Consider the following 13,685-nt stretch of genomic DNA (forward strand, 5'->3'; position numbering starts at 1 on the left):
AAACTTAGCTCAGCAATCGTTGGTTACATCTTTGATTTCTCGCGGAGTAACTTGTGATGCTGATAATCAGCTGACTTCAGTCTTACAACACAAGCACCCACACGAATTGCTTGATTCAATTGTTAAAGAGCGGGTGGTTGAGATCTTTCGTCTCAGCCGAGGCGCGCATTCTACAGCAGCCCCTGTTGCTGTCAAGCGGTTATTTTAACAAGTTTCAAAGTTTCCTTTGCAACTTCAACCACTTGCGCTTCGATCAACTTCACGTCTCTCGTTAGCGGGAGGCGAATAGTACAGCATTAAAATCAGAGGTCAACCCTCATTCCAAATTTTTTCTGCACAGATACAACATATAGAATGACGCCGTCAAAAGACCCTCCACGCCACCGGGCACACCCAGCAGTGTTTTCCTGACAAGCATCATAATGAAGCACATACCTACATCAAGGCAGCCTGCATGCCGAAGGGCAACACACCGCGGTGATTGAACTGCCGGAGGATGCGGCGGCGCTGCATGGCCAGGCCTTCCTGCGATTCCGGAGCGATCTCCAAAACGCGCTCTGCAGGCATATAGAGAGTACTAGTCGACTCCCGCCGCAGATGATAGGCCTGCGCCCCGGCAAATAGCCTTCTTTAATCCCTGCCGAAAGAACGAAAGAGATCGCTCGGCCAGAGCCAAGACGCCTCCTCTCGCCACACGCCCCCCCCCCTGGACAACGGCTTATCACTGAACGTCTTTTAAGTAATCCTTGAGCGCGGCCAACGAAGCATCAAGCGCGCCCATCGTCTCGGCGCAACTCAAACATGCTGCCAGCTTTTGAAGCTCGCGCCCTAGCGGCGTATCCGCGCCGCCCAAAGCTTTCAATGCCAAATTCAGACACTCGCCCATTTTAAGCTGGATAGCTTCGATATCACCTTTACGCACAAGCAAGCCGAACTCGTCTTTCTGATAGCCACCCATTATCGTGTCCTGACGCAAAATAGGACTGTCGCCCTCCTTCTCATAAGCCAGCTTAAGGGAGAAAAGGGCAACCGTTTCCAGTGACAGCTCCATAACGTGAATCCTTGTAATGTCTTTCCGGAACCAGGCCGGTTTGGGCAGGCAGTGAGCAGCCTGTTTGAGGGCAAGCTAATTCACGAGTTGATACATTGACAAAGAGAACGGGACACCCCACTGACTGCAGACACCTGCTCGGAAATTTCACGTACGTTGAGCGCACTCCGAGCGATCTCATCGGCGACTGCGCTACAGCCCAGGGACAACGGGCGAGTTAGCACTAATGCAACGCGCGCGGGAAAACAGAAAACGCTGAACGCAAAAAGGCCCCGGAATACGGGGCCTTTTCGGTACAAATATGGCGGAGGCGATGGGATTCGAACTCTTATCTAAGGTACCCCCTATTAATAGGAGTTCTAGACCACTATTCCGTACGCATCTAATCCGCTAGACGTTAGCAAAACCGGGCCCTCCATGCAAGCCCCCCAAACGCCCCCAAGTGCGCAGCTGAATGCACGCTCAGCGACATCTATAAAATCATGTGATTACCTACCTGAATGTGATGATTAGACCCGGAATGTCGGCAGTCTGACACTGCCCCGAGTTTCGGTAAGCTGGCCAGCCCTTGTGAACACTTATCATTACAAGCTGGTGAGCCATCTGAGCTACTCACACTTCCCCCAGATGGCGTCTATGTCGAGCTATCCGCAGCGAAGACCGAGCTAGGCAATACCGGCGGTGACCCTGACTTCGCCCTGGATGAAATTCAAGCCGCAACGGCTGCTTTGGCGAATGAGCTGGAGATGTCTACGGTGCAGAGGCCAGGGGCACCGGTGGAGGTGGCATTTCGAGTAGGATGGCAGAGCTTCTGCAGCCCGCGTCGGGACTGCTCCTGACCTGCTTTGAGACTCGCTATGACCAAGCACTCGGACGCCTTCATTGACCTTGATCGCACCTTCTCCAAAATCCCTCTCGATGCTGATGCGTCTGACGATGTAGGCCTGAGCGGTAGGCATAGCCGGCACGGAGAGCTCCGCTGGCCTGATTTGCTCACTCATCATCGGGTGATACTGCTGTCCGAGGCGGGTTCAGGTAAAACTGCTGAGATCCGAAACGTCGCTTGCCAGCTCCGGAGCCAAGGCAAAACTTCATTCTTTCTTCGTATTGAAAACGTCACTTCAGACTTGGAGGACGCCTTCGAGGTGGGGACGTTTGATGAGTTCGAGAGCTGGCTCGCTTCAGGCACCGAGGGCTGGCTGCTCATGGATTCAGTCGACGAGGCTCGGTTAAATGATCCGAAAGATTTCGAGCGCGCAATCCGAAAACTTGGCCGCTTGACCCAAAACATTGTGGCCCAGGCGCACATACTCATCACTGGACGAAGCACAGCATGGCGCGCAAAGACGGATCTTGCGATCTGTGAGAAGGCTTTTGCGTTTGGGCCCGTAGCTCGGCAAGCACCTTCCACAGCAACTGATGGTTTTGAAGACGTTGTGCAAACGGTTCCATACAAAACGGAGCCAGATACGTCGTTCCTCTTGGTGACATTGGACGACATCCATGACGAGCAGATTGATCGCTTCTTAAATGCCACTGGCGTCCAAGACATCAAAGCGTTTCGCGCCGCAGTTGAGCGCAAGGAAGCATGGTCGCTAACCACGCGCCCTCTGGACTTCCTGGAACTCGTCGACTTTTGGCTCGAGCACCATCGAATAGGCTCGCGCTTAGAGCTGATGAAAAGCAGCATTAATCGCCGCCTTGAAGAGCGTGACCAAGATCGCGCCGAATCTAGGCCCATTGCTCCAGATAGGCTCAGAGAAGGCGTGCGCTTAATTGCAGCAGCAACAACATTAGGGCAAACGTCTGCGATCCGCGTCCCTGATGGTGAGACCAATAAAAGTGGGATTCCCATTCGCGACGTGCTGACGGATTGGAATGACACAGAATCAGCAGCCTTGCTGAATCGACCAATTTTCGAGCCGGGCATCTATGGAACGGTTCGTTTCCACCATCGCACTGTCCGAGAATACCTAACAGCAGAATGGCTCCACGAACTGATCCGTGGTGCGGGTTCGCGGGTTAAAATTGAGAACTTGTTCTTCCGTACACAATATGGGCTGGAGGTTATCAATCCTTCGATGCGTCCAGTTCTACCCTGGCTGGCGCTGTTGGATGATCGCATTTGTACACGGCTGGAGGAGGTTGCTCCGGAGGTATTTTTTGAAGGCGGCGATCCTGGGCAGCTCCCCCTGAGTACACGCCGAAGCGTGCTACGCAAAGCGTGCGAGCACTTGGCACAGCCGGCTCACAGCTGGACGATGACTGACTATTCAGCCGTACAACGATTCGCGCACCACGATCTCACTGAAGATATCAAAGAACTTCTGACGCTTTACCGTACCAACGATGACATCGCCTGGTTCCTTTTAAGAATGGTATGGCAGGGCGAGGTGGTGGGTGCACTTGCAGAGACTAAGCAATTTGCCCTCACTGCTCAGCATAAACATACTCGTTTGGCAGCAATCCGAGCAGTTATCGACCTGGGGACGGCCCAAGACTTAGCCGATGTGCGCCTAGCTTTGCTGGCAGGAGACTCCAAGGTTAACCGGGAATGGTTAGCTGAGCTGCTTGACGGACTTGCGCTCGATAGCCAATGGCTACCTTGGCTACTACAGGCGATCGAGAGAACTGCGAAGAAGGAGCGCTATAGCGGTAGGGACACCTTGGCGATGAAGCTTTCCTCCCTGGCAATGGATTGTCCGCTAGAAAACCTGCCAGCCCTCATTTGCGGGCTCGGTGTGCTTTTAGACAAGCCTCCAACTGAAGAGCATGGTTTCAGCGCTATCTCCAAGAGGTATAGCTGGCTTGCTGAGATAGCTGGCATGGCAGTGCTTCGTTTGCTCCAGGCACGACACCCGTTTGCGCTCGAGGAGTCGGCCCTCGCGATTCTGAGCAAGCTTGCCCAGGCGCGCATTTATGATGAGCGAGATACTCGTGAGCTCGGAGAAAAACTCCGGGAGATCGTGCCTACTTGGCCGGAACTCGATTACCAACTGTTCTGGTATGACGTCGCATTGGCCCGTAACGGCCGGGTGCATCGCGGGGAACCCGTAACTCAAGTCTGGCAGTTGCTGGGTTTCCAACCATTCTGGTCGTTGAATAAAGAAAATTTTAGCCTCGCCTGCGACCAAATCGTGAGTCTCATGGATCCGCATGATCGCCTGATGGCGCTCAGCATGGCTTTCAACATCTACACGAATCATGACAAATCTCCTTCTTGGGAGATTCAGCTCAGGCAAGCCACCGAGTCCCACGCCGAGCTTCGCGCGAACCTCGAAATTCTTTTAAATCCACCGAAGCGAGAAGTCGAGGAGTGGGAGATCAAGCAGGCTCAGTGGAAAGGGGAAGCAGCCCAACGAAAAGCTGAAGAGACAGAGCGTCGTCGCTCTTGGCAGGAGGGGCTCGCCTATGAAGTGGCACTTATAAACAACCCCGAGCCAGGCGTGATGACTCAAAGCCAAGCTTATCTAATGGAACAGATGCGTGAGGGCTCATCCTCTTCAAATACTTGGAGCAGCGGTAATTGGCAGTCGCTCATAAGTGAGTTCGGCATGCCTGTTGCTCAAGCGTTTCGTGCCGGCGCTATTAATTTCTGGCGGGGCTATTGCCCAACGCTGCCATCGGAGGGGGCTGCTGCCAATTCGACCCCATATCATGTGATTTTTGGGTTGACGGGGCTCGCTATTGAGGCAAAAGAGGAGCCATCCCGCTTCTCGCAGATGTCCGCTGATAACGCTGAGTACGCAGCTCGCTATGGGCTGCTTGAGCTGAACGGCTTTCCGGAGTGGCTTCCCAAACTTTTCGGGCTGTACCCGCGTCTTATCCAAGAAATCGTAACGCGTGAAATCGAATACGAGCTGGATTCGCCACGTTTGGAATCAGGCGGCAATCGTGTGCTACAAAGACTGCGCTGGGGCGGGGACTGGATGTACGGGGAGCTAGCTGCTCCGCTCATGGCCCGGCTGGCACAGCACATCAGCGACCTTGAGTCGCTCCAGCTCGTGCTGAGCATCGTGCAGAACTCGTCTGTCTATGATGAGGTTCTGGCTGAGCTCGCCAGCAAGCGTGCCTTAGAAGAGGTAAATCCGGAGATTGCGCCGACCTGGTACGCCGTGTGGGTTGGAGTGGAGCCGGTGCTTGCTATCCCGGCACTAGCAGCTCGCATCGACTCGTTATCCTCAGATGAGGAAAAAGCCAAATTTGCCATGCTTTGCCTGATTGCCATTGTTGGAAGCCGCACTGCCAGACGCTGTCGGCAGAATTACAAAACGGTTGAGCATGCAAAAGCGCTGTATCTGCTGATGCACACCTACATACGAATTGCAGAAGACATTGACCGCGCAGGAAAAGGGGTCTATTCCCCCGGACTTAGGGACGATGCCCAAAATGCTCGTGATGGGCTTTTAGCTTTTATCCGGGAGACGCCTGGGAAAGAATCATTCCTAGCATTGCAGGAAATCGCACAGGCCCACCCTGCCGAGCGATTACGTCCCTGGAGCGCATTCTACGCTCAGCAGAAAGCTACAGCCGACTCGCAGACGCCGCCTTGGGAACCATCGAAGGTCGTCGAGTTTCATGAGTCGCTGGAAAGCACGCCGTCCACCCATCGTGAACTCTGGAACCTGGCGATTGATCGTCTTCTGGACTTAAAGCACGATTTAGAAGATGGCGATTCGAGCTATGCAGAGATTCTGCTCCAGACCAATCAGGAAACCTCCATTCGGAAGTTCATCGGTAAGTGGTTGAGAGATCACGCTGCAGGACACTACGTTGTTCCACAGGAAGAGCAGCTCGCCGATGACAAGCGCCCTGATTATCGATTCCAGAACAGCCTGTCCTACGCGCCCGTACCTGTCGAACTAAAGCTTTCGCAGAACTGGAGCGGCTCCGGGCATTTCGAACGGCTTGAGAACCAGCTCTGCGGGGATTACTTACGCGACGTAAGCTCAAGCTGTGGCATCTTTTTGCTGGTGAACCATGGAGGTCAGGCCACGTGGGAGTCGCCCAGCAAAGGTCGGGTCGGGTTTAATGATCTAGTAACCGCATTGCAAGAACACTGGCTGACCATCGCTTCGAGGTTTCCTAACGTTGAAGACATCAAGGTCATCGGTATAGACCTTACCAAGCGAGGAGGAGTGGCCGCGACCAAAGCCATCCAAGCCAATCAGGCGGAGGCTAGCCAGAGCAATGATGAATGAGAACATGCGGTGGCTGACTGTAGTGGTCAACTAATCCCGGACACGACGTTAAGTTTTTCTTCGGCCCGAGCTGGCGCCAGCCCACCGTTGAATTGATGGGGTCGAACCCAGTTGTACCGATGTATCAAGAAGTGGCTGATATCGCGCTGGGCTTCTTGGGCAGTTCTGTAACCCAGAGTCGGTATCCATTCGGTTTTCAAACTGCGGAATACGCGCTCCATCGGCGCGTCCCAGCAATTTTCCCGGCGACTCATGCTCTGGCGCATGCGATAACGCCACAGCCGCTGGCGAAATAAGTGACTCGCATACTGGGCGACCCTTAATCCGAGTGAAACAGCAGGCCCTGAGGCATTCCTCGTTGCTCGTAAGCCATATCCAGCGCCTTGATAACCAGATCGGCGTCCGGCTTTTCCGATAGCGCCCAGCCAACCACCCGGCGCGCGCAAAGATCCAGCACGACCGCCAGATAGTGCCACTTCCCCTGAGCCCACATGTAAGTGATGTCGCCGCACCACACCTGATTGGGTACAGCGATAAAAGACTGAATAGATCCCACTCAGCCAACCTCTGCTTACGTCGCGGACATCGACGCAGAAGCGCCAATTGCCGACCCAGCGCTCGGCACGTATCATCCTCGCCCTCTCAAGCAGCCCGAACACGTAGCCCCAGCATGCCAGAAAGCCCTGAATTCCTACGATCATGACTACCCCTCCACATTCAGCCCTCGGCGCTCACATCATCGCTACCACGGCGAAAATCATTTCGGAAGAAGGTATTGGTGCAGCCACTGTACGTGCCGTTGCAAAAAGCGCCGGTGTTCAAGCCCCTCAGATCTATCACCATGTGGGGAACATGGATGAGCTACTGGACTCAGTGGCGACTCACCTCTGGGCCGCGTTTCGAACGGCACAAGGTAAAACCGCTAACCCCGTCCACGGCCTCTATGATGCGATTGAAGCTCTAATAGCTTTTGGAATAAGACATCCAGAGCTCTATCTGCGTACCAGCATGCCCCGCAACGGTGAAGTATCCGGCCTTTGGAAACTCCAGATTGATTATCTGAGAGAACGGGTACAGCAGGTTGCCAAGTCTGGCCGCATGCGCGTGGGTGAAAAACAAGCCATCGAGTTTATTCATCCCTTCTGTGTCGGCATGATTTTCACCTGCCTTCATAAAACTAGTCGCTCGACTGACACCAGCTGGCTCGCTCTAAAGGCAGTGAGCCCCCTCCTGCAACCTGAGCTTCCTGAGATATCTGAATTGGGTCAAGCTCGAAAAGCACCTGCATTCGCATCCGGGCTTAAAGCAAGCCTCGGCGAGGTGCATGTACTGAGCCTCGGAGAGTCAGCGTTACTGAGAGAACTGCTGGAACGTATCGCGTCAGCCTGATGTTAAAAGCGATATGCCGCTTGATAGCCCTTCAAGAACTGCTCAGTTTGCGCGTCGCGGGGCTGTTCGTTGGCGCGATAAGCGCAACGACGTGACGACGTCGATCTTGGCAGTGTCGACGTCAGCCAGCAGAGACAGTAGGGTTTCAGCATCAATCATCAGAGGCATGGATGATTCAAGTCCCCCTGATTCCCCAGTGTCATTACAGAACGAGTTGGCCACTACACCTTAAAACCACATTTCCTCGGGCTACTTCTTCCTAAGCATGCAGCCAACCACCTTCGAAAGGTGTATTCCCAGTCCCTCCAAACACAAATATTTATTTATTTTACACCCCCTTGACACGCCGACCTTACATCGATCTCTGGCTAACAGAACAGCACTTCCCAGTGCGGCTCTCGGCTCAGCCCGTCGCTAACGCAGAGGGACAAGCCTCCAAGATGGGCATCCTTTGCCCCAAAACACGCCCCTTTTCCCAAAGGTACCACTTGGAAAGAACATTATCATTGATATATAGTGTTATATATCAATGATAAGCATATATACCTGACACACTTGTATACCAAGTATACATAGTAAAGCATGCAGCAACGGGCAGTTGCATGTTTGTAATCTCTCATGTAACTATTTGGCTATCCCTGCAGTACCGGAGCCAGATATGAAACTTCATCCACCTGAAAAGGCGCTGAGCCTGCCCCCGCCAATTACACTCATTCCCACCGAGAGGAATGGTCGGCAGAGTTACAGGCTTATTTCGAGTGATCAGTTACAGGACGATTTCTTTGACAGCTGGTCTCATCAGCTGAGTAGAAAAAGATCTAAACGAACCACGAAGATCTATTCTGAATACAACAAGGTATTTCTAGAGCTTCTCCAACAAATTACCTATCAGGAGAAAGGGCTCACTCCTATCCTTCTTGCGCAGACCATTGATAGCTACGAAAGCTTTCTGGTGTTCGGAACCGACAGTGATATTCCAATGATTCAAAAAGCAGCCTACGTACTGGGAGATCGACACCTTTCGGGAAGTTCAGTCGGTGTTGCACTTGCAGCACTCAATCATTTTATTGATGCCAGCGAACGCTTGCGCCTGGGTTTGATTGAGCTGGAAATTCAAGGGTACATCGCGTCCAAGTCGTTATCAGGGTTTTCCTTAGCCCAGACCGTCAGTATCGAATCGCCAAAAAATGTCCGTGCGGCGATCAAAGCAAACAGCTGGTTGGCGGGGTGTCTGGCGGGCGGCGCACGCCGGATAAAACGCAAAGGGCTCTCTGCCATCTCCAAACCTTCATCGCTGGCACATACGGATATGTACGGTGGCGATGACTTTGCCTTCCCAATCGACAAGTGCATGGAGCTTATCCAGAGCACGACGTGCCGCCGGGACAGAATGCTGTGGAGCTTGTTGGCTGCTTGCGGAGCGCGTGTTTCAGAAGCGCTCACCATGCTTTGGAAGGATATCAAACCTGAGGTGGAGTCAGAATTTAACCGGGTTCTGATCGTTGATCCGGCCACTCGACGCAACGTGCTGATCAAATACTTGTCCGAGAGCGAAATCAACTCACTCCCGCATAAAGGCCGCGCCCACCCTGAGACTTTCTTGATAGAGCCCTTCGCGTCCATGTTTTGGATCGCACTGGAGGAATACAATACTGGGCTGCGCAAACAGCACTATCTTGCCCCCGTTACGCATGACTTTCTCGTCAGAAATTTGAAAAACGGCGACCCCATGCATAACAGCTACCAGGCTCTCTATGAGCGTTTTCGCAAAGCTGCATTGCGGGTGACAGGAAAAGCCTATGGGTTCCATAGTCTGCGGCATATGTACGGTTATTACCTGACTAACCATTGCCCCAATCCTAATCCTCATAGTAACCGACGATACGGACTCGACCTGGACACCGTCCAGAAACTGATGGGACACAAGCTCAGTAAAACCACTAAACGTTACGCCCGCCAAGACGCTCATTTGCTCCAAGCAACATTAGCAGCCGCAAACCTTGCACGCCTTACAGGCGGGCCGAAATCTGTTCTTGAAGCGCGCATCGCGTTTCATCAACAAGAAATCAAACAACTTCAACAACTCGCCTTGGAGGCCGCATGATCAATCCATCTCACACCGACCCCATGTGGCTCATTCCAAAGAAGAAAGTCGGCCCTGCGTTTGACTTGGCTATGATCGATGTCAGGCACCGGTTCTGGAGGCTTCATAACAGCGTTAGCGGTGGTCGGCACCGGGAAGCCCTTCTTGCACTCAACGACCTGGGCTCTCGGCCCTTCCTTGGAGTGCACAGACTCCAAGTAGAAAAGCTACTGACGTGTTGCTTTTCAGCAAATGATCAGAGGGAAGCTATTGTAAAAGAGATTATTCCAAGCTTCCCGAAGGCAAGAATCCCCCAGCTCTGCTCCATAATGAAAATCGCTTTCCTGCGTCTCTGGATAGAAAAACAGATAATTCTGCCACTTGGGTGGTCGAGTCCGATCAACTGTGATTTGATTGTAGATGAAATGATTCGGGAACAGGCCGAAACATGCCCTCTCCTTGTACAAGTCCGTGCTATTAACCCGGTATCGTCGCTCGGATATACCGGCGCTATGACTGAGAAAAATCGTGACCTGAGGGCCACCTACTGGCTCAGGATACTCCTAGCATCAAATCTATATAACACTCAAAACTTTAATGCAGAAACGGTGCGCGACCTGAAGCTTAGAAGCTTTGGCTATAAGTCTGAACTAGCACGATACTATACTGATGACTTCTCACTCTTTGTGGCAGAAACTTCAAACGATCCATTAATGCGGGATACTGTCCATAATATCCTTGAAGATAGCCGTGCGCAACTCTTGCAAGCCCGCAAACTCAACGACCCAGTTTTCAAGAGTAAAAAATCCTCAACGGCTCGCGACAAGATGACTGACAAAACTCTTGAATACTTAGAGGGAGACATTCACAGCATCGCAAGCTTTGCGAACATATTTAATGATGCACGCGACATGAACAAAGCATTCAAGATCGATGGCGATGATGCACTACCAGGCGGATTAACGCTTTTGCCGGATAAGGTTATTAACTTTTGTAAAATGATTTCCTCTACCTATCAAGCATTTCTGAGATCAAGGCGCCTTGAAAACGTCAAAAACCACAAATCATCTCTTTATTTTCTGATCGCCTACTGCGGCCCATATCTTTATAAGTTCTTCATGAATCGAGATGGACATCTTGAACAATACCCCACCACGTTCAATGATTTCACTTGTGCACTGTATATCACCGCAGATCATGATTTATTAAAGGATCTAGCTGTATTTGAAAAAGAGCCTCCCGAAACGTTACTTCATCTGATTGAGACTTTGGTGGACTTAAATCAATGGACATCTGATACGCATTACCAACGAATCTATCCTATTGAGGGGTTTTTCGACTATATCATCTCTCAGTCAGAGCTAATCCCCAACTGCGATCGGGTACGCAACAGCTTTTCTCCGGATTCTTATCCGAAACTACAGAAACGCTGGGGCACCATTAAAAAACCGATCCCACGACCCTACTTTTCTACCTTCGTGAGTATGCTGGATTCTCTGGAGTACCTGACGATGCACTTGAACGATATGGCAGACGGCACCACGAATGGAGTTGTTGCGGGAGTCTTGAAGTGTCCCAATATAAGTGAGCTCAGTCACAGCTCTGACTGGGCTGGCCTGTGGGGCATTGAAGGTATGAACTGCGCTTGCCTGGATTTTTCGGCGTTGAATTATTCTCCCATTTTCTACTACGAGGGAAAACCACGGCCATTCAAATATATCCCGCGATTCTACCGAATCTCGGACATTGAGATTAACGGCAAGGTAGAGCCGCGTATCATCATGAATGACGTTCGCGTGACTCAGCTTATGTGCGAAACCGGCATTCGACAGCAGCACCTTCTTTGGCTGGACGTAGATCGCTACGGTAACTACGTGGAGCGCCCGGTACGCAGACCACTTGCGCCTCTATTGATTAGTAGCGATAAGGCTCATGGCGAATGGACTGCTATCGTATCAAGTAGGGTAATAGCTCTTTTAGACAGGCAGTATGCGTGGTATCGCCGCTGCACTTCATCCGATTATAAACAAAAGATTTGGTACAATTTAAATAAAGGATCAAAATTTGGCCAATATAGCCCACTCTTCAGACTCCCACTCACTCCAAGCAGTTGGGCCAATTACGACGCATATCGTCTGCTCTTGCTGTGCCTACAGTACTTCATCAAGTCTGAACTGGGTGACCAAAATGTGCCCGATCTTGTCTGGACAAAATCGCTGCCAGGCGAGCCGGACGAACCCGTTTACATCACTGACAACTCGATTGCCGGACTCACTTCAGTCACTGCAAGTATGCTGACGAGTGATTATACCCCTCACGGCTTAAGGGCGGGATTTGTCTCAGAGGCTATCAAGTTCCTTCCGCCCAGCATCGTTGGCCAGTGGTTGACCGGGCAGACGGAGGCATTGGTCTCTTACTATTCGGTGTTCGACGAAAATGACTTAGGTATGACACACCAGCAAATGCTCTGCAGTGCCCTTATGAGCAACCAAGACAAGCTCACTGCGGGCGATTTTCCTGAACTGGCGCAAGCGATTGCGAAGATCAATCGAACGCTGCACGACGACATTGCGCAAAACCCGGTAGCGGCAATCACCAAGCACCGTTTGATGAGTCTGTCGAACGCCAAGCGGGAGATGGACACAGGGCTGGATCGCATCATCGCTAAGGAAGTTAGCGAGCTCGCTTTCAATCACACGCACATTTGCCCGTTCAACAACACGTGTCCAAAGGAGGTGATTGATCTTTTCGGTGAGGTCAACTGTTGCTCAGCTTGTCCGTACGCCATCAGGGGAGTCGCTCACCTCCCCGCCGTTTCAGCCAGAAAAGACAAGTACAAAGAGCTAATGGTGGGCAGCTTGAAAGTCATTGAAAGATACTTGACCCGCAAACCTGAAGCCCGAACACGAACCGAGCTTGAACAACTGGAACAGGAAAATGATCGTTTCGCCCGGGAAGCTTGTCTCCTGGAAGCAATTGAGCATCAGCTCGTCCAGATGTACGAAAGCGGGCTGGAACAAGAGCTAATGGTGAAAAACAAGGAGGAAATTGTCGTGCACTACAACAAGCTGGATTTGCCCGGTGAAGAGCGATTGCTTAAGCGGCTGATTGATGTCCAGAACTTTCCCGACACCAGTAGCGAAGATTTAAACATTCGCCTTTCCCACCTGCGCCACGCGTTACTCATGAGAGAAGGAAATCTTTCAGCCCTGCTGGGCATTGGTGAAGACAACTCATTACCCTTGGCATCGAAAGTCGCCCTGCAGATTTCCAGCATGGTGAAATCTGGAGCTATCGATGTATTCGAGCTCTATGCAGCAAGCACTGGAGAACACGAAGCGATCAAGCGGCTGGCGACAGTCGCTAAAGATGCTCCCAAACTGATCCAGATGGTCGCCTGAGGCTGGTTGGCAGATAAATGAAAAATAAATCCAATGTGCCCCGTCCCAGGAAACCTTCGACGTTTGATCGATACGTTGCCGAACGATCTGCGCATATCGAAAAGATCATCGAGCACACGTTGCGCGTCGTTGATGCCACAAAGTACAGCAACCTGACCGACTACTGTAGGGCAGTGGCTAATGTCGTCAGCGAGATCCGTGCTGCGAAGGCAGGTGACCCCAATTCCCCGTTCTATAACAAGGCCGTCCGCGCCTTCAGCTATGTGACGCTGCTGCGCAACGAAAGCTACAGACGTCTTGTAGAAGGGGTGTTTGATCACAGCAGGGTTAAGCTTGAACAACCTGAGATTATTTCTGAAGGTGCCCTACTTAAGATCGCAAGCCTTGATGCTCAGATAAACCTGCTGAAAGATAGACTGAGCGGTATCAAGACAGGCTCAAGTTCTAACGCGCTGGTTGATGCCGGCGCACAGGAAAGTATTACAAAACTTAGGGAAGGTCTGAAGTAAGCAGCAGTTTTTAACGGCCTCGCTGTTTGAGGTTCAAAAAACGCCGATTTA

General features: G+C 51.8%; 7 protein-coding genes and 1 pseudogene. 6 read left to right on the top strand and 2 right to left on the bottom strand.

Annotated elements, in window-relative coordinates; genetic code table 11:
- On the top strand, positions 1–208 hold a 208-nt coding region (locus K0F75_RS25215; protein ID WP_257604485.1), incomplete at its 5' end, for a hypothetical protein.
- Between the two features lie 513 nt (positions 209–721).
- On the opposite strand, the gene K0F75_RS25220 is transcribed toward K0F75_RS25215, so the two are convergent.
- The gene (locus tag K0F75_RS25220) at positions 722–1,051 is read right to left on the bottom strand and encodes a hypothetical protein (protein WP_219064679.1); all 330 of its coding nucleotides are present in this window, start codon (positions 1,049–1,051) and stop codon (positions 722–724) included.
- An 857-nt stretch (positions 1,052–1,908) separates the two neighbouring features.
- Between K0F75_RS25220 and K0F75_RS25225 the strand changes: the two genes are divergently transcribed.
- The gene (locus tag K0F75_RS25225) at positions 1,909–6,252 is read left to right on the top strand and encodes an NACHT domain-containing NTPase (protein ID WP_219064680.1); all 4,344 of its coding nucleotides are present in this window, start codon (positions 1,909–1,911) and stop codon (positions 6,250–6,252) included.
- 26 nt (positions 6,253–6,278) lie between these two features.
- On the opposite strand, the pseudogene K0F75_RS25230 reads toward K0F75_RS25225, so the two are convergent.
- Positions 6,279–6,778, bottom strand: a pseudogene (locus K0F75_RS25230) (IS3 family transposase); the annotation flags it as partial.
- Positions 6,779–6,951: 173 nt separating this feature from the next.
- On the opposite strand from K0F75_RS25230, the gene K0F75_RS25235 reads away from it, so the two are divergent.
- The 4 genes from K0F75_RS25235 (at position 6,952) to K0F75_RS25250 (ending at position 13,634) form a co-directional block, all read left to right on the top strand.
- Complete coding sequence (locus K0F75_RS25235) at positions 6,952–7,641, top strand: TetR/AcrR family transcriptional regulator (protein ID WP_219064681.1); 690 nt, start codon at positions 6,952–6,954, stop codon at positions 7,639–7,641.
- Between the two features lie 658 nt (positions 7,642–8,299).
- On the top strand, positions 8,300–9,745 hold the full coding sequence (locus K0F75_RS25240; protein ID WP_257604486.1) for a site-specific integrase: 1,446 nt from the start codon (positions 8,300–8,302) through the stop codon (positions 9,743–9,745).
- The gene (locus K0F75_RS25245) at positions 9,742–13,125 is read left to right on the top strand and encodes a hypothetical protein (protein ID WP_219064682.1); all 3,384 of its coding nucleotides are present in this window, start codon (positions 9,742–9,744) and stop codon (positions 13,123–13,125) included. Before K0F75_RS25240 ends, K0F75_RS25245 begins: the two co-directional genes overlap by 4 nt.
- 17 nt (positions 13,126–13,142) lie before the next feature.
- Positions 13,143–13,634 carry a hypothetical protein gene (locus tag K0F75_RS25250; protein WP_219064683.1) on the top strand — a complete coding sequence of 164 codons (492 nt, stop codon included), beginning with the start codon at positions 13,143–13,145 and terminating at the stop codon, positions 13,632–13,634.
- Positions 13,635–13,685 lie beyond the last annotated feature (51 nt).

It is taken from the genome of Pseudomonas sp. UMAB-08 (genome assembly GCF_900095225.1).
In the GTDB taxonomy this organism is placed as follows: domain Bacteria; phylum Pseudomonadota; class Gammaproteobacteria; order Pseudomonadales; family Pseudomonadaceae; genus Aquipseudomonas.